This window comes from Mycobacterium sp. 4D054 (genome assembly GCF_052245755.1).
Lineage (GTDB): Bacteria > Actinomycetota > Actinomycetes > Mycobacteriales > Mycobacteriaceae > Mycobacterium.
This window is the reverse complement of sequence record NZ_JBQQCF010000004.1, coordinates 203,463-228,573: the sequence shown is the minus strand read 5'-3', so window position 1 is coordinate 228,573 and position 25,111 is coordinate 203,463. Positions and strand designations below refer to the sequence as shown.

Sequence of the window (25,111 nt, the reverse complement as noted above, 5' to 3'; positions counted from 1 at the left end):
TTGGTGATCAACGCTTCGATCTGGTCGTCGCCGACGACCCGCGGACGACCCGGGCGAGGCTCGTCAACCAACCCGTCTAGACGTAATTCGACGAACCGGTTGCGCCATCGCCGCACCGTGCCGATCGACAGTTCCAGCCGATCGGCGAGTTCGGTGTTGGAGCCACCGTCGGCGGCTGCCAACACAATTCGAGCCCGCATCGCCAGACCCGCGGCACTGGATCGTCGCCGCGCCCACCCCTCCAACTCGGCCCGCTCGTCAGTGGTCAAGACAATCTTCGCGGCATGAGGTGTCGGCACAACCCAGTCTAACAACTAGATCGCAATTAATGACTCAGGACACTAGCTCAGTGGCTTCAGCTCCTGCAGGAGGGTCGGGATCAGCTCGCTGACCGTCGGGTGGATGTGCATGGTGCGTGAGATCGCGGTGTACGGCAGTTTCGCGCTCATCACGTCGAGGATCGAATGCACCACCTCGTCACCGCCGACGCCGAGGATCGACGCGCCCAGGATCTCCTCGGTGTCGGCGTCGACCACCACTCTCATGAACCCCTGCGTCTCGCCTTTCTCCACGGCCCGCCCGACCCGGGTCATGGGTCGCTCGCCGACCAACGCGCTTCGGCCCGATCTGCGAACCTCGTCGACGGTCATCCCGGCCCGGCCCAGCGGCGGGTCGATGTAGAGCGCGTACGTGGTGACGCGGTCGCTGACGCGGCGCGGATCACCGTCGAGCAGGTTGGCCGCGACGATCTCGAAGTCGTTGTAGGAGGTGTGGGTGAAGGCGCCACGGCCGTTGCAGTCGCCCAGCGCCCAGATGTTGTCGGCGGTGGTGCGCAGCTGGTCGTCGACCATGATGTAGCCGCGGTGGTCGGTCTGCACGCCCGCCGCCTCCAGGCCGAGGTCGTCGGTATTGGGCCGACGGCCCACCGCCAACAACAGATGGCTGCCCGGGATCGGTGCCGCTCCTGCTCTGGGCGTGACGGTGAACCCGTCCGCCTGCTTGGCGAAGCTGATCGCGTCGGCCCCGACGACGACGTCGATGCCCTCGGCCTCGAGGATCTCCCTGATCGCCGCGGACACGTCTTCGTCCTCACGCGCGCTCAGGCGCGGACCCCGCTCGACGACGGTGACCGCCGCGCCGAACCGACGGTACATCTGGGCGAACTCCAGCGCGATGTAGCTGCCGCCGATGATCACCAGGTGCTCGGGAACGACGTCGAGGTCGAGGATCCCGACGTTGGTGAGGTAGTCGATGTCGGCCAGGCCCGGCATGTCCGGGACGACGGCGCGGCAACCGACGTTGAGGAAAATCCGGTCCGCCTCCAGAAGTTCGTCGCCGACCCGCAGCGTGCGCGGCCCCTCGAAGCGGGCGTGCCCGCGTATCAGCGTGCAACCCGGCATGCCTTCGAGCCAGGATTCGACGCTCTCACGGTCCCCGACGCTGATGCGGTCCTTGCGGGCCTTGACCGCGGCCATGTCTACGGTCACGGATGCGGTGCGGATCCCGAAGTCGTTGCCGCGCCGGGCCAGATGCGCCACGTGGGCGCTCGCCACGAGGGTCTTGGTCGGGATGCAGCCGTAGTTCACACAGGTGCCGCCGACGAGCTTGCGTTCGATCACCGCGACGGTTTGCCCGGCGGCGGTGAGCCGGCCGGCCAGCGGCGGGCCGGCCTGCCCGGCGCCGACGATGATCGCGTCGAAATGGCGCTGCTGGCTCACCATTGCCCCTAGACCAGGCTCACCAGGAACGCGACCAGGAGCCCACCGCCGACCGCGAGGACGTCCTCGGTGAACGCGCCGGGCCGGTCGTTGCCGCCCTTGGCCCCGGCCAGCCTGCTGCGCAGCGCCGCGCCGGCGAGAGTGCCGAGGACGGCGCCGACGATCCCCGCGCCGGTGGCGCTGAACGTGTGGAAGAACGCGCTGCCGATGACCGCACCGGAGAACCCGCCGGTGAGCAGGCGGGCGATGAACTGCACGGGCACCTTGCGGCTCGGGGTGCTCGGCAGTTGGTCGGTGACGAGCTCACCGAGCGCGAAGATGGTCAGCACGGTGACGGTCACGGGGTGCGCCATCCATTCCGACCACTTGTCCGCGACGTCGATCCAGCCGAACATCGCGCCCCACGCGACGACGGCGGGGGCCGTCAGCGCACGGGATCCGGCGACGACGCCGATCAACAGGGCCAGCACGAGAACGAGAACCTGCGTCATCGGACCTCCGCACGCCGGGTGGACACCCGGACGCTAACACGGCAGACGGCGCGATGAGCGGTGACGATCAGAAGCGGCAGAAGCGGATGTCCGAAGCCAGAATGGCTTTGGCACCGATCGCGGCCAATTCGTCCATGATCGCGTTGACGTCACGGCGGGGCACCAGGGCGCGCACCGCGACCCAGTCCGGGTCGGCCAGCGGCGCGATGGTCGGCGATTCGAGTCCGGGGGTGACCTCCGTGGCCCGCTCCAGCACCGAACGCGGGCAATCGTAGTCCAGCATCAGATACTGCTGGCCGAACACCACGCCCTGCACGCGGCCCGCCAATTGGTCACGTGCGGAAGCGTTCTCCTCGGCGCCGTCGCGCTCGATCAGCACCGCTTCGGAATCACACAGCGGCTCCCCGAACGCCGCCAGGTTGTGCAGGCCCAGCGTGCGGCCGGACCCGACCACATCGGCGATCGCGTCGGCGACACCGAGCTGCACCGAGATCTCCACAGCCCCGTCAAGCCGGATCACGGTTGCTTCGATCCCCTTGCCCGCCAGATCTTTTCGCACCAGGTTCGGGAACGCCGTGGCGATCCGCTTGCCCTGCAGATCCTCCACCCGCCAGCGCCGGTCGGCGGGCGCGGCGTAGCGGAAGGTCGACGCGCCGAAGCCCAGCGCCAGCCGCTCGCGCACCGGGGCATCGGATTCGCGCGCCAGGTCGCGGCCGGTGATGCCGAAGTCGAGCTGGCCCGAGCCGACATAGATCGCGATGTCTTTGGGGCGCAGGAAGAAGAACTCCACCTGGTTCACCGGGTCGACGACGGTCAAGTCCTTGGTGTCGGTGCGGCGGCGGTATCCGGCCTCGGCGAGGATCTCGGCCGCGGGCTCGCTGAGGGTGCCCTTGTTGGGGACGGCGACGCGCAGCATGTCACAACTTCCCGTACACGTCGTCGAGAGTGAGCCCGCGGGAGAGCATCAGCACCTGCGTCCAATAGAGCAACTGGCTGATCTCCTCGGCAAGCGCATCGTCGCTCTCGTGTTCGGCGGCCAGCCACACCTCGCCGGCCTCTTCGAGAATCTTTTTTCCGATGCCGTGCACGCCGCCGTCGAGTGCGGCGACGGTTCCGCTGCCTGCCGGACGGGTGCGTGCTCGTTCGCTCAGTTCGGCGAACAGCGCATCGAAGGTCTTCACGTTTGGCGATTGTGTCACGTCGGGGCCGCGTAGCCGCGATCGGCCGGGCTCAGCCGGCCCGGCTCGATCGCCGGCTCAGCCGGCCGCGGTCTTGTTCTCGCGAAGGATCTCGCCGTGCATGTCCTCCAGTGAGACGCCCTTGGTCTCCATCACCCACCGCCACACGAACACACCGGACAGCACCGCGCACAGCCCGTAGAAGCCGTACGCCAGACCGAGGTGGTCGCGCAGGGCGGGGAAGGTGACGGTGATCAGCCAGTTCGCCGCCCACTGGCCCGCGGCGGCCAGGCCGAGCGCCGCGGCGCGGATCCGGTTGGGGAACATCTCCCCGAGCAGCACCCAGACCACCGGGCCCCACGACATGCCGAACGCGACGACGAACAGATTCGCCGCGATCAGCGCGATGACCCCGGAGGCGCCGGGCAGGCTCGGGGTGCCGTCCGGGTTGACCGTTGCGTTGCCGAAGATCACTGCCATCGTGATCAGCGTGACGGCCATGCCCGACGAGCCTATGAGCAGCAGCGGCTTACGCCCGATCTTGTCGATCAAGGCGATCGCGATCAACGTGGTGAGCACGTTGATCACCGAGGTGATCACGGTGTAGATCGCCGACTCGTCGGCGCTGAACCCCACCGCCTGCCACAGCACGTTGCTGTAGTAGAAGATCACGTTGATGCCGACGAACTGCTGGAAGATCGACAGGCCGAGGCCGACCCACACGACGCCGTACAAGCCTCCCGTCGGCTTGCGCAGGTCGCGCCAGGACGGCTTGTCCTCACGTTCCAGCGTCTCGCGGATCCGGACGATGGTGATCTCCAGGTTCTTCTGCCCCAGCAACCTTGTCAGAACCCGGCGTGCTTCCGGAATTCTGTGCGAGGCAACGAGATAGCGCGGCGATTCCGGGATCGTGAAGGCCAGCGCGCCGTACACCACGGCCGGGACCGCCATGGCCAGGAACATCCAGCGCCAGGCGTCCAACCCGAACCACAGCGGCTCGTTCGGGCCGCCGGCCAGCCATTGCAGGATCCAGTTGACCGCGAACGACGCGAAGATGCCTGTCACTATGGCCAGCTGTTGCAGCGATCCGAGCCGACCGCGAATCCCGGGTGGGGAGGTCTCGGCGATGTAGGCCGGCGCGATCACCGATGCCACCCCGACGCCGATACCGCCGACGATGCGGAACAGCACCACGGTCCACACCTCGTGGGCGAAGCCGGTGCCGAAGGCGCTGACCAGGAACAGCACGGCGGCGATCTTCATCACCGCGATGCGGCCGATGCGGTCGGCGATACGTCCGGCGGTCATCGCGCCGGCGGCGGCACCCAGCAACGCCGAGGCGACCGCGAAGCCCAGTTCGGCGTTGCCGATGCCGAAGTCCTCCTGGATGGAGTCCACCGCACCGTTGATGACCGCGCTGTCGTAGCCGAACAGCAGGCCGCCGAGCGCGGCCACCGACGCGATCCGGATCGCGGTCTTGCCGGACGAGAAGTCCTGGCCTTTCTCATAGATCTCCGGGCTCTCCCCGACTGGACCACCGTGACCGGCCATGCGACGACCTTTCCCGCAACGACGCGTGATGAGAATCACATTTAATCACTCGAGACTTCCAGCGGTGGGTGTTCCCGGAAGTACGCGGGACTACGCCTGCGGGGTCGCGCTCAGGCGGTTCGGTCAGGAAGTTCTGCGTCGATCTCGTGATAGATCCGGCGCAGTCCGGCCACGTCGAGGGCGGCCAGTGAGTCGACGTGCCGGCGGCGCAACCCGCCGGGGACCGGCACCTCGTTGGGCACGATGAGCACCGCGCACCCCGCGCGTTCGGCGGCGGCGGCACCCGTCACCGAGTCCTCCACGGCCAGGCACTCCGACGGCGGCAAACCCAGCAGATCGGCGGCGCGCAGATACGGGTCGGGCGCCGGCTTGCCGCTCGGCACTTCGTCGCCGCACACCGTGACCGAGAAGTAGTGCCTGCCGATGCTGTCGAGCGCGCGCTCGGCGAGCTGGCGCGCGGTATTGGTCACCAGCGCCGTCGGCATGCGTTCGGCGGCCAGCGCTTCCAGCATCTCCCGGGCGCCGGGACACCACGGCAGGCCGTCGTCGAACAGGTCGGCGGTGTGGTCGTGCAACCAGCGGATCGACTCGGTCATCGCCACCGGGTCGGGATCCAGGCCCAGTTCGGCGTAGGCGGTCTGCATCGTCTCCTCCGCCGACGCGCCCACCAGCGCGGTCCTGGTCTCACGGCTCAGCACCCCGCCGTAGCTCTCATAGAGCGCCGAAAGTGAGACATCCCACAGCTTTTCGGAATCCACGAGGGTTCCGTCCATGTCCCACAACACAGCTCGCACGCGACCATTCTGGCATGCGCGGGGGAGGTGACGCCAACCGCCGGATACGCGGACCCGCCGGGGAGCTCCAGCACTGCGCACGCGGCCGACCTCCGGAAAGGACGCGCAATGCTCCTGAAACGCTTTGCGCCGGTGCACCTTTGGCGACTCAGTCCTCCGGGTTGTAGCCGAGATTGGGAGCGAGCCAGCGTTCGGCTTCCTGCAGGGTCCAGCCCTTGCGCCTCGCGTAGTCGGCGACCTGATCCTGGGCCAGCCGGCCGACCACGAAGTACTGCGACTGCGGATGCGAGAAGTACCAGCCGCTGACCGCGGCACCGGGCCACATCGCCATCGACTCGGTCAGCTCGATACCGGCGCGCTCCGTGACGTCCATCAACCTGAAGAGCGTCACCTTCTCGGTGTGCTCCGGGCACGACGGGTAGCCGGGCGCGGGGCGGATTCCGACGTACTTCTCCGCGATGAGCGCGTCGTTGTCCAGCTGCTCGTCAGGCTGATAACCCCAGAACTCCGTTCGGACCCTCTGGTGCATCCGTTCGGCGAACGCCTCGGCCAGCCGGTCGGCGAGCGATTCCAGCAGGATCGCGCTGTAATCGTCGTTGGCCGCTTTGAATTCGGCGATCTTCTCACCGCTGCCGATCCCCGCGGTGACGGCGAACGCGCCGATGTAATCGGCCAGACCGGTGTCTTTCGGCGCGATGAAGTCGCTCTGTGAACGGTTGGGAATACCTTCGCGGTGCTCACCCTGCTGACGCAGATTGTGCAACGTGGTCAGCACCTCGGCGCGGGTGTCGTCGGTGTAGACCTCGATGTCGTCACCGACGGCGTTGGCCGGGAAGAACCCGATCACCGCGTTGGCTGTCAGCCACTTCTCCTTGATCAGGGTGTCGAGCATTTCCTGGGCGTCGTCGTACAGCTTGCGGGCGGCCTCTCCCGACGCCGGGTTGTTCAGGATGTCGGGGAAGCGGCCCTTCATCTCCCAGGCGTTGAAGAACGGCTGCCAGTCGATGTACTCGCGCAGTTCGGCGAGGTCGTAGTCGCCAAACTCGCGCACACCGATTCCCTGGGCGGGCACCGGCGGCGTGTAACCGTCCCACTCGATCGGCGTCCGGTTCGCGCGCGCCTTCTCCAGCGTCACCATCGGCCGCTCGTTCTTCTGGGCGTGCCGTTCGCGCAGGGACGCGTAATCCTTCTCGGTGGCCTCCAGCAGCGCCGGGCGTTGCTTGTCGTCCAGAAGCGCGGCCGCGACGGGCACCGACCGGGAGGCGTCCTTGACCCAGACCACCGGACCGCGCCGGCGCGGCGCCACCTTCACGGCTGTGTGGGCGCGCGAGGTGGTCGCGCCACCGATCAGCAGCGGGATCTCCAGCCCCGCGCGCTCCATCTCGACGGCGAAGTTGACCATCTCGTCCAGCGACGGCGTGATCAGCCCGGACAGCCCGATGATGTCGGCGTCGTGTTCCCTGGCCGCGTCCAGGATCTTGCTCGCGGGCACCATCACACCGAGGTCGATCACCTCGAAGTTGTTGCACTGCAGGACCACCCCGACGATGTTCTTGCCGATGTCGTGGACGTCGCCCTTCACGGTCGCCATCACGATGGTGCCGTTGGTGTCCTTGGAGCCGGTGGTACCCGTCTCTTCCTTCTCCGCCTCGATGAACGGCAGCAGGTACGCGACGGCCTTCTTCATCACGCGCGCGGACTTCACCACCTGTGGCAGGAACATCTTGCCGGAGCCGAAGAGGTCGCCGACGACGTTCATCCCGTCCATCAGCGGGCCCTCGATCACCTCGATCGGCCGACCACCCGCCTCGGCGATCTCGGCCCGCAGCTCCTCGGTGTCGTCGTCGACGTGCGCGTCGATGCCCTTGACCAGGGCGTGCGTGATCCGCTCCCGGACCGGCAAGGATCGCCACTCGGCAGCCTGTGCGTCCTCCCCCTTGTCGGACTTGTTGAACCGCTCCGCGATCTCCAGCAGCCGTTCGGCCGCGTCCTCGCGACGGTTGAGCACGACATCCTCGATGCGGTCCCGCAGCTCGGGATCGATCGAGTCGTAGGGCACCAGCGCACCGGCGTTGACGATGCCCATGTCCAGGCCGGCCTTGATGGCGTGGAACAGGAACACCGCGTGGATCGCCTCGCGGACCGGGTTGTTGCCCCGGAACGAGAACGACACGTTCGAGATACCGCCGGAGATGTGCACCCCGGGCAGGTTCTCCTTGATCCAGGCGCAGGCCTCGATGAAGTCGATCCCGTAGGTCGCGTGCTCCTCGATACCCGTGGCCAGCGCGAAGCAGTTCGGGTCGAAGATGATGTCCTCGGGCGGGAAGCCGACCTCTTCGGTCAGGACCCGGTAGGCGCGCCCGCAGATTTCTTTGCGGCGTTCGAGGTTGTCGGCCTGGCCCTGTTCGTCGAAGGCCATCACGACGACGGCGGCACCGTACTTGCGGCACAGCCGGGCCTCGCGGATGAACTTCTCCTCGCCCTCCTTCATGGAGATCGAGTTGACGATCGGCTTGCCCTGCACGTTCTTCAGGCCGGCCTCGATGACCTCCCACTTGGAGGAGTCGATCATCACCGGGACGCGGCTGATGTCCGGCTCGGCCGCGATCAGCTTGGTGAACCGGTCCATCGCGGCGACGCCGTCGATCATGCCTTCGTCCATGTTGATGTCGATGACCTGCGCACCGACCTCCACCTGCTGCAGGGCCACCGACAGCGCGGTGTCGTAGTCCTCGGCCTTGATCAGGTTGCGGAACCGGGCGGAGCCGGTGATGTTGGTGCGCTCACCGATGTTGACGAACAGGGAGTCGTCGGTGATGTTGAGCGGCTCCAGCCCGGACAGCCGGGTCGCGACCTCGATCTGTGGCACATCCCTCGGTTTCACGCCGTCGACGACCTTGGCGATCGCGGCGATGTGCGCCGGCGTCGTTCCGCAGCAGCCGCCGACCAGGTTGACGAAGCCGGCCTCGGCGAAGTCGGCGACGTAGCCGGCCTGGCGCTCGGGGGTCTCGTCGTACTCTGCGAACGCGTTGGGCAGGCCGGCGTTCGGGTAGCAGGAGACGAAGGTGTCCGCGATCCGCGACATCTCGGCGATGTACGGCCTCATCTCCGGCGCGCCCAGCGCGCAGTTGAGCCCGACCGCGAGCGGATGCGCGTGCCTGATCGAGTTCCAGAATGCCTCGGTGACCTGACCGGACAGCGTCCGCCCGGAGGCGTCGGTGATGGTGCCCGAGATGATCACCGGCCAGCGGCGGCCGCGCTCCTCGAACAGCGTCTCGATGGCGAACACCGCGGCCTTGGCGTTCAGCGTGTCGAAGATCGTCTCGACGATGATCAGGTCGGCGCCGCCGTCGACCAGGCCTTTCGCTGCCTCCAGGTAGGCGGCGACCAGCTGGTCGTAGGACACGTTGCGGGCACCGGGGTCGTTGACGTCCGGCGAGATCGACGCGGTCCGTGTCGTCGGTCCCAGCGCCCCAGCGACGTAGCGCGGCTTGTCCGGGGTGCTGAATTCGTCACAGGCCGCCCGGGCCAGCGCGGCGCCGGCGAAATTCAGTTCGTAGCTCAGTTCCTCCATGCCGTAGTCGCCGAGCGAGACCGCGGTCGCATTGAAGGTGTTGGTCTCCAGGATGTCGGCGCCGGCTTCGAGGTACTCGCGGTGGATCGCCTCGATGATCTGCGGTTGCGTCAGGTTGAGCAGGTCGTTGTTGCCCTGCAGGTCGCTCGGCCAGTCCTTGAAGCGCTCGCCGCGGTAGCCGGCCTCGTCCGGTCGGTCCCGCTGGATGGCCGTGCCCATCGCCCCGTCGATGACCATGATCCGCCGGCGCAGAGCCGCCGTGAGTTCGTCGGTGCAGTCGGGCCGGATGTTCGGCTCGGGCGCAGTCGGCACGGAGGCGTTCGACCCGGAGATGCTCTGCTCAGAGGCGTTCACGTGCGTTCCTTCCGTAGCGGAAGGCGTCCTTGACTCTGCCGAGCGTGGCGGATACCGAAGGGACCCGGTCCCCCAGATAACCGTTGCAACGCCTCTCGACCTCAGAAAGTCTACGACGTCACCCGATCGACGTCTGGACGCCCATCTCGTCGCTGCGGTCGACCCCGACCCGCGTGGCGGTCGCGGTGCGCTTGACCGGCAGCGCGTAACCAAGGTTAACGGGAGTGGCGCCGACGGTATTTCGTCTCGACTCCGAACCCCGTCGACGACACGTCGCGCAGGTCCGTGCGGTACCCGCGGTTGTTTGCGCCAGTCACACCGCCAGGGTAGTCGGGCACACAACTCCCAGCGCGGGTCGATGCCCGTCATCGAGGGCACGCAAGGCTTACGCTGGCCTGGTGACACCCTCGGATTTCGGCGGTCCGAAGCGATCCGACCTGCCCGACCTGCGCGACACGATCGTCGTCGCGGCGTTCGAGGGCTGGAATGACGCCGGCGACGCGGCCAGCGATGCGCTGGAGCACCTGGACGCGATCTGGGAAGCCGAGACCATCGTCGAGATCGACGACGAGTCGTACTACGACTACCAGGTCAACCGGCCGGTGATTCGCCAGATCGACGGCGTCACCCGCGAGCTGGTGTGGCCGTCGATGCGGATCTCACACTGCCGCCCTCCCGGCAGCGACCGCGACATCGTGCTGATGCACGGCGTCGAACCGAACATGCGCTGGCGCACCTTCTGCGCGGAGTTGCTGACGATCGCCGAGAAGCTCAACGTGCATACCGTTGTCATCCTGGGCGCCCTGCTGGCCGACACGCCCCACACCCGCCCGGTTCCGGTGTCCGGCGCGGCGTATTCGGCGGACTCGGCCAAGACGTTCGGTCTGGAGGAGACCCGCTACGAAGGGCCGACGGGGATCGCCGGGGTGTTTCAGGACGCGTGTGTGCAGGCCGGTATCCCCGCGGTGACGTTCTGGGCCGCGGTTCCGCACTACGTCTCGCAGCCGCCGAATCCGAAGGCCACGGTGGCGCTGCTGCGCCGGGTCGAGGATGTCCTCGACATCGAGGTGCCGCTGGACGACCTGCCCGCTCAGGCCGAGGAATGGGAGCAGGCGGTCACCGAGATGACCTCGGAGGACGACGAGATCGCCGAGTACGTGCAGTCGCTGGAGGAACGCGGCGACGCCGAGGTCGACATGAACGAGGCGCTGGGCAAGATCGACGGCGACGCGCTGGCCGCGGAGTTCGAGCGCTACCTGCGCCGCCGCGGTCCCGGCTTCCGCGGCTGACGCGCTCGGCAGGAAGAGGAGCCCGCGTTAGATGCGCTCGGGCTGAGGCGACTTCCAGGTGCCGTTGAGCGCGTCGGGCTTGGGCCAGTACAGGCGCAGCACCAGCGCGAACGGCCCTTTCGGGGCGGGCAGCCAGTTGGCTTCCTTCTCGATGCCCGGTGATTCGTTCTGGATGTAGAACGTGTATCCGCCGTCGCTGTCGGGCACCAGGCTGGGCAGCATCTCCGAATTGATCAGGTAGCGGTTCATCGGGTTGGGCACGAGCCGGCTGGCCGGCAGTTCGTACATGGTCAGCGACCAGAACGAGTTCACCGGGGGCAGTTGGCCGGACGGGAACCGGAACACGTAGTCGTTCGCGCCCGACAGGGGCTGACCGGTGGAGTCGTTGAACGCGCCCGGATAGATGGCCTCGGCGGCGGTGTTGCCGTAGATGCCGAGGACGGCGCCGGCCATCCGGTACAGATAGTTGCCCTTGAGGTCCTCCCGCGTACCGAAGAACTGCGCCGAACCGACCTCGCCGGTGTCGACCTTGGTCTTCTTGAACGTGTCGAACTCGGTCCAGGCCTCGGCCATGCCGCCCTCGATCGCGGTGCGCATCTCGGGGCTCAAGGTGTCGGCGTCGAAATCGCCGTCCGGGCCCACCCCGATCCGCGCGAAGCGGTCCCGCAGCCCCTCCTCGCCGGGCAGCACCGGCGCGTACCGCAGTGCGAAGTTCAAGATCTCGAAGAACTGCGGCGACGTGCGCTGCTGTTCCGGCGGGAGCGGCGGGACGAAGTCGATCGCCGGTGCCGGCTCCGGCGAGGGCTGGTTGAGGTACACCGACAGCGGGGCGACCTGGTAGCCCGCCTGGATCTTGCGGACCTCCTCGATGTCCGACGGTCCAAACAGCTGGGTGCGGTAGAGCACGAAGGCCCTCTCGGTGTCCGAGCGGATGACCTCGTCGATGCCCTCGGGTTTCTCGCCCTGCCACCCGGGTCCGGCCAGCAGATACCGTCCGCCGCCGTTTCCGGTGGTGCGGCTGCCCGTGTAGGCGAAGTTGTAGGTGTAGCCGTCGACGAACTGAAGGGAGTAGTAGCGGTCCTGCTGGATCGGCGGCACGGTCAGTACCAGCGGCTCGGTCCGCAGGTCCGCCCCGACGAACGAGTACGGGGTGTCAGAGTTCGGCGTCTGGATCGCCGTGTCGTCGGGCGTATAGACCCGCGCGGTGCTGTGCACCTCATTCCAGCCGCCCTTGTACTCCGGGTCCTGTCGGTCGACGAAGTACGAATACTGCACCCGATAGTTGTCGACCATCGGGAAGCCGTAGACATAGGCCTGTTTGGCGATCGCCCGCGCCTCGGCGGGGCTGACCTGCGCGGCGGGCTCCGGCGCCGGCGACGTCGAGGTGTCCTCGGGTGTGGACGTGTCGGTGCCGCATGCCGCGAGCAGCAGCAAGGCCGCCGCGGCGGCGGTCGGGCGGCGCAGTGACAGCATCAACGGTCCTCCAGTTCCTGGGTGCGGGCGCCCAACGACCGGCCCAGCGCGGCGACCTCGGCGTCCATCCGGGGCAGCAGGTCGGGGATGAACTTGAGCACCTGCTGTTCGCCGAGGCGCGTGGAGAGCAGGGGTTTGAGCCAGCGCAGCAGCCCGACCCAGCCCGGACAGTTGATCTGGCGCCTGCGCTGTTCGATGCCGGCCACGAAGGCCTCCCCGCACGCCTCGACGGAGGTGGTTCTGTTCAGCGGGAACGGCAGCCGGCTGAGCATCTCGGTGAACGTCGACAGGTCGGCCTTGGTGTCGTTGACGAGCGGGGTGTCGATCCAGGACATGTGCGCCGACCCGACGGCGACGCCGCGGAACCCGACCTCCAGGCGCAGCGCGTTGGCGAACTGCTCGACGGCGGCCTTGGACGCGTTGTAGGGCGCCAGGCCCGGTGCGGCCGCGTACGCGGCCAGCGACGACACGATCAGCACGTAGCCGCGCCGCTCCAGCACCGACGGCAGAGTGGCGCGCACCGTGTGGAACACGCCGGTGACGTTGACCTCCATCAGCGTGCGGAAGGCTTTGGGGTCGACCTGTAGCACCGAGCCGTAGGAGGCGATGCCGGCGTTGGCCATCACGATGTCGATACCGCCGAACTGCTCCACGGCACTCGCGGCGGCGCTCTCCATGGCCGAGAGGTCACGGACGTCGGCGACCACGGTGTGCACCCGGTCGGTGCCCAGAGCCTCGCGCAGTGCGGTCAGCGGCGCCTCGTCCAGATCGGTGAGCACGAGGCGGGCACCTCTGGCGTGCAGGCGCCGCGCGACCTCGGCGCCGACGCCGCGCGCCCCTCCGGTGATGAACGCAGTTTTTCCGGCCACCGATGTCATGGCCGAAACCTACTCCCTGACCGCGGGTTTACAGCTGAACGCCGAGGAGCGCGTCGACCGCGGTGGCCACCGTCTGGCCCGCGGTCTCGTCGTGGCCGCCGTAAGACAACGCATCGGTGGCCCAACCATCCAGCGCCGCAAGAGCTTTCGGGGTGTCGAGGTCGTCGGCCAGGTAGCGGCGCACGCGGGCCACCACGTCGGCGGCGTCGGGCGCGCCGTCCAGGGCCGTCGCACTGCGCCACCGGTGCAGCCGCGCCAGGGCCTCGTCGAGCACGTCGGCGCTCCAGAAGCGGTCCTCGCGGTAGTGGCCGGCGAACAGCCCGAGCCGGACGGCGGCCGGGTCGACTCCGTCGCGGCGCAGCTGGGACACCAGCACCAGATTGCCGCGGCTCTTCGACATCTTGTGGCCCTCCCAGCCGATCATGCCGGAGTGGACGTAGTGCCGGGCGAAACGCCGCTCCCCCGAGACGCATTCAGCGTGCGCGGCGGAGAACTCGTGGTGCGGGAAGATCAGGTCGCTGCCTCCGCCCTGGATGTCCAGGCCGGTCCCGATGCGGCTGAGCGCGATCGCCGCGCACTCGACGTGCCAGCCCGGCCGCCCGGGACCGAACGGCGAGGGCCAACTGGGTTCGCCGGGACGCTCGGCACGCCACAGCAGCGCATCCAGCGGATCGCTTTTGCCGGGCCGGTCCGGGTCGCCGCCGCGTTCGCCGAACAGGGCCAGCATGGTGGCGCGGTCGTAGCCGGATTCATAACCGAACTGCACGGTGGCGTCGGCGCGGAAGTACACGTCCGGGTACTGCGCGTCGTCGACCACGTATGCCGCGCCGGAGGCCAGCATCTTCTCCACCAGTTCGATGACCTCGGCGATGGCCTCGGTGGCGGCGACGTAGTCGCGCGGTGGCAGCACCCGCAGGGCCGCCATGTCCTGTCGGAACAGCTCGGTCTCGCGGTCCCCGAGTTCGCGCCAGCCGATGCCGTCGCGCTGCGCCCGTTCGAACAGCGGGTCGTCGACGTCGGTGATGTTCTGCACGTAGTGCACGTCGTGGCCGCCGTCGAGCCACAGCCGGTGCACCAGGTCGAACGTCAGGTAGGTGGCGGCGTGCCCGAGATGGGTGGCGTCATACGGGGTGATCCCGCATACGTACATCGTCGCGGTGGCGCCGGACGCCACCGGCCGCACCTGACGATCCGCGCTGTCGTAGAGCCGCAACTGCGGCCCTCGCCCAGGCAGCGCCGGCACGTTCGGCGCGGACCACGATTGCATAGCCTCGACTCTAGACATCGTCGAAACCGACAATTCCGACGGCTGTTTCATTCCCGGTTGGCCGACCAGATCCCCTCCAGCAGGACCCGGGCCAACTCGGGTCGGCACATCAACAGATCCGGGAGGTAGGGATCGCGTCGGTTGTAGATCAGCGGTGAACCGTCGATGCGGGAGGCGTGCATCCCGGCGGCCCACAGCACACCGGCGGGCGCGGCCGAATCCCACTCCCACTGACCACCGGCGTGCAGGTAGGCGTCGACGTCGCCGCGCACCACCGCCATCGCCTTGGCACCGGCCGAGCCGATCCGGACCAACTCGATGTCGAGGTGTTCGCGCAGCCGCCACAGCACCGCGGGCGGGCGGTTGGAGCTGGCGGTGACACGGATGGGGCCCTCGCGGCGCGGCGGCGGCGGGCTGACCGTGTCGGTGCGGTAGACCTCGCCGCGGGCGGGCAACGCGACGGCGGCGTCGGTGATGGTGGGCGTGCCGTGCGCCGACGAGCGTTGCCACAACGCGATGTGCACCGCCCAGTCGGTGCGGCCGGGCATCGAGTACTCATAGGTGCCGTCGACGGGATCGACGATCCACACCCGGTCGGCGTCGACGCGCGACACGTCGTCGACAGCCTCCTCGGACAGCACCGCATCGTGCGGACGGGCCTCGTGCAGCCGGTCCAGGATGAGCGTGTTGGCGCGCATGTCCCCGGCGTCGCCGAGGTCGTACGGGTCGTAGAACGCTCCGGACCCGAACTGCTCGCGCATCGCCAGCAGCAGCTCACCGGCCTCTTCGGCCACCGCGGCGGCCAGTGCTGCGTCGGTGAGAGTCACCCGGCAAGTAGATCACGTCAGAATGCCGGCCATGGGATCGGCCGTCGCCGGTCGGGTGTCGGCATCACCGGATTGCGCAGCAGGCCAACGACTCTGGACCGCAAGGCGGCAACCTCACGGGGGGTGATCAGCCCGCACAGCTCGGCCCCGAGGTCGCCGTCGAGTTTCCCGCCCAGAACCGCGATGTCGGCGAGCATGTCGTCGTCGACCGGTTTGCCCGCCCACCCCCACAACACGGTGCGCAATTTGTCCTCGACGTGCAGCGTGACGCCGTGGTCGACGCCGTAGACGCATCCGTCGACACCGTGCAGCACATGGCCGCCCTTGCGGTCGGCGTTGTTGACCAGCACGTCGAACACCGCGATGCGGCGCAGTCGCACGTCGTCGGCGTGCACCAGGGTGACCTCGTCGCCGGCGTAGTCGTAAGCCTGCAGCACGGGCAGGAACCCCGGCGGGATCTCCCCCGCGGGCAGCAGGTCGATCAGGTCGGGACCGGCATCGGCCTCGGCGTCCGGGTCTTCGTCACCGGGCTGGTCGACCCAGCGCTGCAGCATGCCGGACCCGGCCGGACCGTCCCGAATGATGGTGTAGGGCACCACGTTCCAGCCCAGTGCCGCCGACACCAGGTACGAGGCGACCTCGCGTCCGGCCAGGGTCCCGTCGGGGAAGTCCCACAGCGGGGCCTCACCGCGGACCGGCTTGTAGACGCAGTGCGTGACGATCTCGCCGAGGGTGGCCTCGCACAGGAACGTGGCGTTGCTCGCCGATCGGATCCGGCCGAGCACGGTCAGCTCGCCGCGCTGCAGGACCTCAGAGCTCGTCATCGTCGGGACCGGAGAGTGCACCGCGCCGGTAACCGTTGGTTCGGACGCAGATGTGGCCCTCGGGGTCCAGCGGTTCCTCGCACAGCGGGCATGGCGGGCGCCCGGCCGAGATCACCCGGTTGGACCGGGCGGCGAACTGGCGGGCCGACTCGGGGGTCAGGAACACCCGCACCGCGTCGGGTCCCTCCTCGGCGTCGTCGAGGACGACGGAGGCGTCGAATTCCGTCTCCGAGGCGGCGAGCAGCTCGACGACGACGGTCTGGGCCTCCGAATCCCAGCCCAGCCCCATGGTGCCCACCCGGAACTCCGCGTCCACGGGGGTGATCAGCGGGCTGAGGTCGTCGACCTCGCCGGTCTCGGGCGGGATCGGGGTGCCGAAGCGGCGGTTGATCTCCAACAACAGCGCGGCGATGCGCTCGGCGAGCACGGCCACCTGCTGCTTTTCCAGCACCACCGACACGACCCGCTTGTCGTGGACGGCCTGTAGGTAGAACGTCCGGTTTCCCGGTTCGCCGACCGTCCCAGCCACGAAGCGGTCGGGTGTGCGGAAGACGTGGATTTCGCGGGCCATGGCAGTTTCCAAAATACCGTCAGCCGGTGGATCCGCCGACCACGGCGTCTCCGCTGGGAACCTCGCCGGCGTCGGGCTTGTCGGCAGCAGGTGGGGCCGACAGCGTGGCGTTCAGCGCCACACCGGTGTGATTGACGTGGATGACGAACGGGCGCAGCGGGGTGTAGCGCACGACGCTGACCGACGCCGGGTCGGCGTTGATGCGCTGGAAGCTGTCCAGGTGGCTGCCCAGCGCGTCGGCCAGGACGGACTTGATCACATCGCCGTGGGTACAGGCGATCCACAGCGCGTCACCGCCGTGTTCGTCGGCGAGCCTGCGGTCGTGTTCCCGCACCGCGGCGACCGCGCGTGCCTGCACCCCGGCCAGCCCCTCGCCGTCGGGGAACACCGCGGCGCTGGGCTGCTGCTGCACCACCGCCCACAGCGGCTCCTTGACCAGGTCGCCGATCTTGCGGCCGGTCCAGGATCCGTAGTCGACCTCGGTGATGCGGTCGTCGACGACAGGCTCCAAGCCCAGCGCGGCGGCCAGGGGTTCGACGGTGCGTTCGCACCGCAGCAGCGGCGAGCGCACGATGGCCCGGATCGGCAGCTCACCGAGCCGCTCGACCAAGGCCGAGGCCTGTTCGCGGCCGCGGTCGTCGAGGTCGACGCCCGCGGAGCGCCCCGCAAGCGTGTGTGCGGTGTTCGAGGTCGAGCGGCCGTGCCGCAGTAGCAGGACGGTCATGTCGCGGCCACCACCCCCGTGGAGAGCAGGATCAGCACCACGCTGCCGAGCAGCACGCGGTAGCCGACGAACCAGTACATGCTGTGCCGCACCAGGAACCGCAGGAACCACGCCACCGCGGCGTATCCGACCACGAACGCGATCACGGTCGACACGAGAAGCTGAGCTCCGCTGGCGCTCATGCCCTCTCCAGCAGGGTTGAACGCGTCGGGCAGCGAGAACAGCCCCGAGGCGAACACCGCCGGGATGGCGAGCAGGAACCCGAAACGGGCGGCGAGCTCGCGTTCCATGCCGAGGAACAGGCCCGCGCTGATCGTGGCGCCCGACCGCGACACCCCGGGTACCAGGGCCAGGCACTGCGCGAGACCGACGATCACGCTGTCCTTCCATGTGAGTTGCTCGACGCGCCGGGTCTGCCTGCCGGCGTACTCGGCGGCAGCGATCACGAACGAGAACACGATCAGTGCCGTGGCCACCAGCCACAGGTTGCGCGCGCCGGTACGGATCTCGTCCTTGAACAGCAGCCCGACCACGCTGATCGGGATCGTGCCGATGATCACCCACCAGCCCAGCCAGTAGTCGGCGTTGCGCTCGCCGGCGCGGAACAGCCCCGCGAACCAGGCCTTGACGATCCGCACGATGTCGCGCGCGAAGTAGACGAGCACCGCGGCTTCGGTGCCGAGCTGGCTCACCGCTGTGAAAGACGCCCCCGCGTCACCGTCGAAGAACACCTTCGACGCGATCGCGAGGTGTCCCGACGAGGACACCGGCAGGAATTCGGTGAGTCCCTGCAGCACTGAGAGGACGACGACCTGCAGCCACGACATCTCCGCCAGCCCCGTCACGACGACGACCGTACCGTGGCGCGGGCCGGGCCGCGCTCAGCGGCCGTTGCGGTTGACCGGCTGCGCGTCGGCGACCGCGTCGCGCACGGCGGCGATCACGCTGCGCTCGTCGGTCATGTCGATATCGGTGAGCTTGCGGGTCGCGACGGCCACCACGTCTTCGGCTTGCGGGACCGGATTGCGCAGGCGGGGTCGGTACACCTCGACGACCAATGTCACCTGACGGTCCGAGTGGGACGCGCAGAAAGCGAAGCTGCGCCCGTCGCCGAGTTCGCCGAAACCGCTGGCGTGCACGCCGGTGGTGATGACTTCGACCGTGAAGCCCCGGCCAGTGACGTCGCTGTCAGCTGTGAGGGTCATGGTATGGACCATACCGCCGTTGGACGCACCGAGGAGCCCCGACGCCACCGGACCACCGTTACGACGTTGCATACACTGACTCTCCGAATCGATCCCCGCCGAACCCGAACCGAGAGCTACCCGTTGTCGCGCCACATAAACTCACCAGGTCACCTGGTTCGTCTGGGGATCGCTGCGTTGGCGTTGACGCTGGTGACCGGCTGTTCGTCGAATCCGGTGGACGCGCCTCCCCCGACGATCGAGCCCGCGCGCGCCGCGGACTCGCCGCCGGTCACCACGGCACCGCAAGGACAGGTGTCACCCCTGGCCGCCGACGCGCTGACCGCCGCCTTCGACGCAGCGACCGGGTCGCTGCTGGTGCTCTCTGCCGGCTCGGACGGTGCGACGCTGACCGTGGTCGGGCGCTCCGGCGCGCAGACCCCGGTCACGCTGGCCGGCCCGGCGACGGCGGTGACCACCGACGGCGAGGGCCGGGCGTTCCTGTCGACCCGGGGCGGCTACTACCGGTTCGACATCGCAGCCGGCGCGGCCACCAAGGTGGACGTCGAAGGTCACGACGGGGTGGACTTCACCGCGATCGCCCGGCGCTCCGACGGCCGGTTGGTGCTGGGCAGCGCCGACGGGACGGTGTACACGCTGGCCTCCGAACGTTCGGTCGGCGCGCAGCTGAAGATCTTCGCCCGGGTTGATGCCCTTGTCACCCAGGGCGATACCGCGGTGGTGCTCGACCGCGGCCAGACCTCGGTGACGAGCCTGAACGTCGAGGGCACCAAGTCCGAACACGCGCTGCGCGCCGGTGAGGGCGCCACCACGATGGCCGCCGACGGCGCCGGACGCGTGCTGGTCACCGACACCCGCGGCGGCGAGCTTCTGGTGTACGGCCTGAACCCGCTGATCCTGCGGCAGCGCTACCCGGTGCCCGGTTCCCCGTACGGGGTGGCCGGCTCAGCGGGCCGCAACGGTCTGGCCTGGGTGGCGCAGACCGCGACGAACACCGTCGTTGGATACGATCTGGCAACCGGCATCCCCGTCGAGAAGGTGCGATATCGAACCGTGCGGCAACCGAACTCCGTGGCATTCGACGACACGTCGAACACCCTCTACGTGGTGTCCGGCGCGGGAGCCGGTGTGCAGGTGATCCCGGAGGCCGCGCCGTGAGCGCCGCACGCGGCCGGATGCCGGCGGCGTGGAGCAAGGCGGTGGCCGAGGATCCGGGCGATTACGAGTGGATCCCGCTGAAGTTGCCACCGGAGGTCACGCGGGTCACGGCTTCCACGCGGCTGGCGATCGAGGCGGAGTACCGCGGCTGGGAGCTGACCCGGGTCCGGCTCTACACCGACGGGTCGAGGCGCGTGCTGCTGCGCCGCAAGAAGCGCCCCGATGCCGCCCCCGGGCCCGACCAGCCGGGGCTGTAGATGTACACCGCACTGCGCAAGGCGCTGTTTCTGGCGCCGGCCGAACGCATCCACACGATCGTGTTTCGCGGTCTGCGGGCCGCCACCCGGCCCGCACCGCTGCGCCGGCAGCTGACCCGCCGGCTGGCCCCACACGATCCCGTTCTGGCCAGCACCGTGTTCGGGGTGCACTTCCCCGGACCCGTGGGCCTGGCGGCCGGATTCGACAAGGACGGACTCGGGCTGCACACCTGGGGCGCACTGGGTTTCGGCTTCGCCGAGATCGGCACCGTGACGGCGCAGGCGCAGCCCGGGAATCCGTCTCCGCGGCTGTTCCGGCTGCCCGCCGACCGGGCGCTGCTCAACCGCATGGGATTCAACAATCACGGGGCCGGTGAGCTGGCGACCCGGTTGGCACGCCATGCGCCCGACGTGCCGGTCGGCGTCAACATCGGCAAGACGAAGGTGACCCCGCCCGAGCGCGCCGCCGAGGACTACGCCGAGAGCGCGCGACTGCTCGGCCCGCTGGCGTCCTACCTCGTGGTCAACGTCAGCTCGCCCAACACCCCCGGTCTGCGCGATCTGCAGTCCGTGGAGTCGCTGCGGCCCATCCTGTCCGCGGTGCTCGCCGAGACGTCGACCCCGGTGCTGGTCAAGATCGCACCTGATCTGGCCGATCAGGACATCGACGAAATCGCAGATCTCGCAGTCGATCTCGGGCTGGCCGGTATCGTCGCGACCAACACCACCGTGTCGCGTGACGGCCTCGCCACACCCGGAGCGGCCGAACTCGGCGCCGGCGGGGTCTCCGGCCCTCCGGTGGCGCGCCGCGCGCTGGCGGTGCTGCGCCGCCTGTACGCGCGCGTCGGCGACCGTCTGGCACTGGTCAGCGTGGGCGGCATCGAGACGGCCGACGACGCCTGGGAGCGCATCACCTCCGGCGCCTCACTGCTGCAGGGCTACACCGGGTTCGTCTACGGCGGTGGGCTGTGGGCCAAGACCCTCAACGACGGCATCGCCGCCCGCCTCCGCGAGAACGGATTCTCCTGCCTCACAGAGGCGGTCGGCTCGACGATGGGCAAGTGAACCGGCACGAGGGCACGTCAGGTCCCACAGGCCCCACCTATCCACGCTTTGCAGGCGTTCTCTCGCACTTTCCCTGCAAAAGGTGGATAGGTGAAACGACTGTGGTCCGGAGCGCTCTGCGTCAGTTCTGTTCGTAGGTGCCGGTGATCAGCGCGCGGGCGATCGCATGCCCGAACAGGTTGAACCCGAGGTAGGCCGGGGTGGCGTCGGCGGGCACATCGAGCTTCTCGACCCCGACCGCGTGGACGGCGACGATGTAGCGGTGCGGGCCGTGCCCGGCCGGCGGGGCGGCGCCGATGAAGCGCTTCAGCCCGGCGTCGTTGGCCAGAGTGACCGCGTCACCGGGGAATCCGCTCGCGCTGCCGTCGCCGACACCTGCGGGCAGGTCGGTGACCGTCGCGGGCAGGTTGAACACCGCCCAGTGCCAGAACCCGGAGACCGTCGGGGCGTCCGGGTCGAAGACCGTGACGGCGAAACTGCGGGTCTCCTCGGGGAACCCGGACCAGCTCAGCTGCGGCGAGATGTCGGACCCGCCGGCACCCATGATGCCGCTGACCTGATCCTTGCCCCAGGGCTGACCGTCGTCGAACGACTGCGAGGTGACGGTGAAGGTGGGCAATGGGGGAAGGAACGAGTACGGGTCGTAGTCGAACGCCATGGCGGAGGATCCCTTTCAGTCGGATTACTACGAGTGCAGCAGGAAGTGCTCGAGCACCTGCGCGCCGAACTTCAGCGCATCCACGGGTACCCGTTCGTCGACGCCGTGGAACAGGGCGGCGAAGTCCAATTCGGGCGGCAACCGCAGCGGGGCGAAGCCGAAGCAGCGAATCCCCAAGCGGGCGAAGTGTTTTGCGTCGGTGCCCCCGGACAGCATGTAGGGCACGGTCCGCGCATCCGGGTCGGTGGCCAGGATCGCGTCGTTCATCGCACCCAGCAGTTCACCGTCGAACGGCGTCTCATACGACGGCAGGTTGGTGATCCACTCGCGTTTGACGTCGGGGCCGATCAGCTCGTCGACCTCCCGCTCGAACTCGGCAAGCCGGCCCGGCAGCACCCGACAGTCGATGACGGCTTCGGCGGTGCCCGGGATGACGTTGGCCTTGTAACCGGCCTTGAGCATCGTCGGGTTGGCGGTGTCGCGCAGCGTGGCGCCGACGATGCGGGCGATCCCTCCGAGTTTGGCGACCGTGCCCTCGATGTCGGGTGACGCGGGATCGAAGGTGTAGCCGGTCTCCTCACCGACCGCGGTGAGGAACTGCTCGACCGATTCGGTCAGCACGATCGGGAACCGGTGCCTGCCCAGCTTGGCGACCGCCTCGGCGACCGCGGTGACGGCGTTGTCGTCGTGCACCATCGAGCCGTGCCCGGCGCGGCCGCGCGCGGTCAGGCGCATCCACAGCATCGCCTTCTCGGCAGTCTCGATCAGGTACAGCCGCCGCTCGCCGCCGTCGCGGCGCGGCACGGTCAGCGAGAACCCGCCGACCTCGCCGACCGCCTCGGTGACGCCGTCGAACAGGTCCGGCCGGTGGTCCACGAGCCATTTGCAGCCGTAATTGCCGCCGGCCTCCTCATCGGAGACGAACGCGAACACCAGGTCACGCGGAGGCACGATGCCGTGGCGTTTGAAGTGCCGGGCGACCGCGATGATCATCCCGACCATGTCCTTCATGTCGACCGCGCCGCGGCCCCAGACGTAGCCGTCCTCGACGGCGCCGGAGAACGGGTGCACGCTCCAGTCCGACGCCTCGGCGGGCACCACGTCCAGGTGGCCGTGCAGCATCAGCGCGCCTCGGGAGCGGTCGGCGCCTTCGAGCCGGGCGAAGACGTTGGCCCGGCCCGGCGCGCCCGCCTCGACGTACTCGCAGGTGTATCCGACCTCGGCGAGCTGATCGGCCACCCAGCGGGCGCATTCGGCCTCGCCCCTGGTGGTGGCCGGCTCCCCGGTGTTGGAGGTGTCGAACCGGATCAGCGTGCTGACAAGGTCGACGACCTCGTCGGCCGGCGTGACGCCACCATCGGAAAGTCCGCTCACATGTCCCTTTCTAACACTGCCGTGCTCGGCTGGTTTGGGCCCGGGGCGGCTCATCCGTTAGCCTTAAGCGCCGCACAGCAGGTCCGAGTGGCGGAATGGCAGACGCGCTAGCTTGAGGTGCTAGTGCCCTATTAACGGGCGTGGGGGTTCAAGTCCCCCCTCGGACACAACACAGCAGTACTCATCGCCGCAGCTAGACGGCGGTTATGCGGCGCGGCCGGCGACGGTCGGCGGGCGCTTTGGACACAGTTTGGACACTCCCCGAAATTCTCGCGTCCAGATTGACGGCCACCGCATCGAGGTCGCTGTCGAACAGATCGGCATAGATGCGCAGCGTGACGCTCGGGTCTTTGTGGCCGAGCATCCGCGACACCGCCAGCACGTTGGCGCCGGAACTGACAGCCAGACTCGCGCACGTATGCCGCAGATCGTGCGGGGTGATCGTCTGCACTTCGGCACGCTCGACGGCCCGGTTGAACCATCCCGTCGTGTCGTAACTTGGCCGCTTCAAGTAGCCGCCGCCGCGCGCCGGGAACAGCAGATCGCCGGCGTCGCGATCTTCGCACCGGACCGCCAAGCGAGACAGCACCGACGCCGCTACCGGCACCATTCGGTTCTCCTTGCCCTTCGTCTGCCCGACCTCGAACTGTTGCCCGACCTGAACAGCGTTGCGGTGCACCGAGATTCGACGTTTCAGGAACTCGACGTCGGCGGCGGTGAGCGCGATCGCCTCACCCCACCGTAAGCCGGTGAACGCCAGCGTCAGCACCAGATCGGCGTAGCGGCCGGACTCTTCGGCGAGCCGGCACACGTCCGCCTCGGTGAGGTAGACGTGGCGCTTCGGTGCCTTCGTCGGCTTCTCGCCGCGCTTGAACCGGCGGGCCGGATTGAACGCGAGCGCGCGGTGCTCGATCGCGTCGTCGAGGATGCCGGCCAGAATGCCGACCGCGCGGTTGACGACGGTCGCGCTGGACCCGTCACGCGTCATGGCCGCGGCCCACGCCTTCACGTCCAGCGTGTCGACCTTCCCGACGGGGACGCCGGCCCACTTCGGTTCGATGTGTTTGCCGTAGGCGTAGGCGATGGTCCGGTAGTAGGACGGCGAGAGCGTCTGCTCCTGCCGTGCCAGCCATCCGACCGACAGGTCGCCGACCGTCACCCGGCCGCGCGCCGGCGACACGTAGGCGCCTTCGGCCTTCGTCGTCTCGACCTTCGACGCCCACGCGGACGCGTCGCGCTTCGTCGTGAATCCACGCTTGCGGCTGGTGGCGCCGTTCGGCTGCCGGTACCGGACTTCCCACCGTTCGCCCGCAGCCGTCGGGTAACGCTTAATCGTTGCCATCGGGCGAATCCATCTGGTCGATCATCTCGCGCATGGCTGACCTGAGCCCGCGTTCGCTGAGCAGTCGCTGCTCCATCGTCTTCGCGGCCCAGGTCGGCACCGCGCGGGCATAGAACGCGAGCGCGGATTCACCCGAGTCCGGCAACGGCAGGTCGCCACCTATCCACTCCCATGCGTACCCGGCGGGCACCTGCTCATTGCACCCGGTGAGGGTCACCGCATCCTCAGCGCTGGCACTTTCGGGCATCAACAGCGTGGCGGGTGAAACCCCAAGCGCCACAGCAATACTCACTAGATCGTCAACGTCCACCCGGCGCGTCCCGTCCTCGATCCTTCGCAGACCCAACGGTGGTATCGGCCGGCCGAGCGCTTCCAGTCGACGCGAAAGTTCGGTGACCGGGATGCCCAGCACTTCGTCTCGGATACGCCTGATGTTCGACTGCACCGTCTCGCCGGTCGCATCGAGCCGGCGACCCGCCTTGTCCTGACTTTGCGCCATGCCACACGACACTAGGTGATCAATTTTGATCTGTCACCTA

Annotated in this window: 25 protein-coding genes and 1 tRNA gene; 5 read left to right on the top strand and 21 right to left on the bottom strand. The window is 68.5% G+C overall.

The annotated features are described in order from the left end of the window. The 8 genes from ACTWP6_RS05760 to metH all read right to left on the bottom strand — a co-directional run. Positions 1–299 (bottom strand): helix-turn-helix domain-containing protein (locus ACTWP6_RS05760; RefSeq protein WP_443187101.1); only part of this gene is annotated, 299 nt, incomplete at its 3' end. Between the two features lie 42 nt (positions 300–341). Further along, positions 342–1,721, bottom strand: a complete 1,380-nt coding sequence (locus ACTWP6_RS05755) for an FAD-containing oxidoreductase (protein ID WP_443187100.1) — start codon at positions 1,719–1,721, stop codon at positions 342–344. 5 nt (positions 1,722–1,726) lie between these two features. Next, positions 1,727–2,209: a DUF4126 family protein gene (locus ACTWP6_RS05750; RefSeq protein WP_260753401.1), complete on the bottom strand. Its 483-nt coding sequence runs from the start codon at positions 2,207–2,209 to the stop codon at positions 1,727–1,729. Between the two features lie 67 nt (positions 2,210–2,276). Further along, complete coding sequence (gene hisG, locus ACTWP6_RS05745; RefSeq protein ID WP_260753402.1) at positions 2,277–3,125, bottom strand: ATP phosphoribosyltransferase; 849 nt, start codon at positions 3,123–3,125, stop codon at positions 2,277–2,279. 1 nt (position 3,126) lies between these two features. After that, the gene (locus tag ACTWP6_RS05740) at positions 3,127–3,408 is read right to left on the bottom strand and encodes a phosphoribosyl-ATP diphosphatase (protein WP_260753403.1); all 282 of its coding nucleotides are present in this window, start codon (positions 3,406–3,408) and stop codon (positions 3,127–3,129) included. A gap of 57 nt (positions 3,409–3,465) precedes the next feature. Next, positions 3,466–4,938, bottom strand: a complete 1,473-nt coding sequence (locus ACTWP6_RS05735; RefSeq protein WP_260753404.1) for a sugar porter family MFS transporter — start codon at positions 4,936–4,938, stop codon at positions 3,466–3,468. A gap of 110 nt (positions 4,939–5,048) precedes the next feature. Next, entirely contained in the window at positions 5,049–5,732 is a 684-nt protein-coding gene (locus ACTWP6_RS05730; RefSeq protein ID WP_260753405.1) for an HAD family hydrolase, read from the bottom strand. 148 nt (positions 5,733–5,880) lie between these two features. Then, positions 5,881–9,660: a methionine synthase gene (gene metH / locus ACTWP6_RS05725; protein ID WP_443187099.1), complete on the bottom strand. Its 3,780-nt coding sequence runs from the start codon at positions 9,658–9,660 to the stop codon at positions 5,881–5,883. Between the two features lie 398 nt (positions 9,661–10,058). On the opposite strand from metH, the gene ACTWP6_RS05720 reads away from it, so the two are divergent. After that, entirely contained in the window at positions 10,059–10,949 is an 891-nt protein-coding gene (locus tag ACTWP6_RS05720; RefSeq protein ID WP_443187098.1) for a PAC2 family protein, read from the top strand. A gap of 27 nt (positions 10,950–10,976) precedes the next feature. On the opposite strand, the gene ACTWP6_RS05715 is transcribed toward ACTWP6_RS05720, so the two are convergent. Genes ACTWP6_RS05715 through ACTWP6_RS05675 form a run of 9 tightly spaced genes read right to left on the bottom strand, consistent with a single transcriptional unit; the run spans position 10,977 to position 18,718 of the window. Continuing rightward, positions 10,977–12,422 (bottom strand): DUF1254 domain-containing protein, encoded by a 1,446-nt coding sequence (locus ACTWP6_RS05715; RefSeq protein WP_443187097.1) that lies wholly within the window; start codon positions 12,420–12,422, stop codon positions 10,977–10,979. Beyond that, a complete protein-coding gene (locus tag ACTWP6_RS05710) occupies positions 12,422–13,300 on the bottom strand; it encodes an SDR family oxidoreductase (protein WP_443187096.1) in 879 nt (292 codons plus the stop codon). The genes ACTWP6_RS05715 and ACTWP6_RS05710 overlap by 1 nt, the downstream gene beginning before the upstream one ends. Before the next feature lie 28 nt (positions 13,301–13,328). Then, positions 13,329–14,567, bottom strand: coding sequence for a cysteine--1-D-myo-inosityl 2-amino-2-deoxy-alpha-D-glucopyranoside ligase (gene mshC, locus ACTWP6_RS05705; RefSeq protein ID WP_443187095.1), 1,239 nt, complete (start codon positions 14,565–14,567; stop codon positions 13,329–13,331). A gap of 47 nt (positions 14,568–14,614) precedes the next feature. Next, a complete protein-coding gene (locus ACTWP6_RS05700; RefSeq protein WP_443187094.1) occupies positions 14,615–15,394 on the bottom strand; it encodes a 3'(2'),5'-bisphosphate nucleotidase CysQ in 780 nt (259 codons plus the stop codon). A 17-nt stretch (positions 15,395–15,411) separates the two neighbouring features. Further along, positions 15,412–16,218, bottom strand: coding sequence for an SCO1664 family protein (locus ACTWP6_RS05695; protein ID WP_260753414.1), 807 nt, complete (start codon positions 16,216–16,218; stop codon positions 15,412–15,414). Further along, the gene (locus ACTWP6_RS05690) at positions 16,205–16,789 is read right to left on the bottom strand and encodes a DUF3090 domain-containing protein (RefSeq protein WP_443187093.1); all 585 of its coding nucleotides are present in this window, start codon (positions 16,787–16,789) and stop codon (positions 16,205–16,207) included. Before ACTWP6_RS05690 ends, ACTWP6_RS05695 begins: the two co-directional genes overlap by 14 nt. Positions 16,790–16,808: 19 nt before the next feature. Beyond that, positions 16,809–17,513 (bottom strand): histidine phosphatase family protein, encoded by a 705-nt coding sequence (locus ACTWP6_RS05685; protein WP_260753422.1) that lies wholly within the window; start codon positions 17,511–17,513, stop codon positions 16,809–16,811. Then, entirely contained in the window at positions 17,510–18,340 is an 831-nt protein-coding gene (locus ACTWP6_RS05680; protein WP_260758150.1) for an undecaprenyl-diphosphate phosphatase, read from the bottom strand. The genes ACTWP6_RS05685 and ACTWP6_RS05680 overlap by 4 nt, the downstream gene beginning before the upstream one ends. Positions 18,341–18,394: 54 nt before the next feature. Continuing rightward, on the bottom strand, positions 18,395–18,718 hold the full coding sequence (locus ACTWP6_RS05675) for a hypothetical protein (RefSeq protein WP_260753424.1): 324 nt from the start codon (positions 18,716–18,718) through the stop codon (positions 18,395–18,397). 123 nt (positions 18,719–18,841) lie between these two features. On the opposite strand from ACTWP6_RS05675, the gene ACTWP6_RS05670 reads away from it, so the two are divergent. The 3 genes from ACTWP6_RS05670 to ACTWP6_RS05660 are packed head-to-tail and all read left to right on the top strand — an operon-like array spanning position 18,842 to position 21,198. Then, a complete protein-coding gene (locus ACTWP6_RS05670) occupies positions 18,842–19,876 on the top strand; it encodes a YncE family protein (protein WP_443187092.1) in 1,035 nt (344 codons plus the stop codon). A 17-nt stretch (positions 19,877–19,893) separates the two neighbouring features. Next, on the top strand, positions 19,894–20,133 hold the full coding sequence (locus tag ACTWP6_RS05665; RefSeq protein ID WP_260758152.1) for a DUF5703 family protein: 240 nt from the start codon (positions 19,894–19,896) through the stop codon (positions 20,131–20,133). Further along, positions 20,134–21,198, top strand: coding sequence for a quinone-dependent dihydroorotate dehydrogenase (locus ACTWP6_RS05660; RefSeq protein WP_443187091.1), 1,065 nt, complete (start codon positions 20,134–20,136; stop codon positions 21,196–21,198). It abuts the gene before it with no gap. Positions 21,199–21,319: 121 nt separating this feature from the next. Here ACTWP6_RS05660 and ACTWP6_RS05655 read toward each other — a convergent pair whose 3' ends face one another. Together ACTWP6_RS05655 and ACTWP6_RS05650 are read right to left on the bottom strand one after the other, a co-directional pair. Then, positions 21,320–21,856, bottom strand: a complete 537-nt coding sequence (locus tag ACTWP6_RS05655) for a YbhB/YbcL family Raf kinase inhibitor-like protein (RefSeq protein WP_443187090.1) — start codon at positions 21,854–21,856, stop codon at positions 21,320–21,322. A gap of 27 nt (positions 21,857–21,883) precedes the next feature. After that, positions 21,884–23,230: a M20/M25/M40 family metallo-hydrolase gene (locus ACTWP6_RS05650; protein WP_443187089.1), complete on the bottom strand. Its 1,347-nt coding sequence runs from the start codon at positions 23,228–23,230 to the stop codon at positions 21,884–21,886. A gap of 81 nt (positions 23,231–23,311) precedes the next feature. Between ACTWP6_RS05650 and ACTWP6_RS05645 the strand changes: the two genes are divergently transcribed. Next, positions 23,312–23,397 (top strand) — tRNA-Leu (locus ACTWP6_RS05645). Positions 23,398–23,423: 26 nt separating this feature from the next. On the opposite strand, the gene ACTWP6_RS05640 is transcribed toward ACTWP6_RS05645, so the two are convergent. Continuing rightward, a complete protein-coding gene (locus ACTWP6_RS05640) occupies positions 23,424–24,572 on the bottom strand; it encodes a tyrosine-type recombinase/integrase (protein WP_443187088.1) in 1,149 nt (382 codons plus the stop codon). Beyond that, positions 24,559–25,071, bottom strand: coding sequence for a helix-turn-helix domain-containing protein (locus tag ACTWP6_RS05635; protein ID WP_443187087.1), 513 nt, complete (start codon positions 25,069–25,071; stop codon positions 24,559–24,561). Before ACTWP6_RS05635 ends, ACTWP6_RS05640 begins: the two co-directional genes overlap by 14 nt. Positions 25,072–25,111 lie beyond the last annotated feature (40 nt).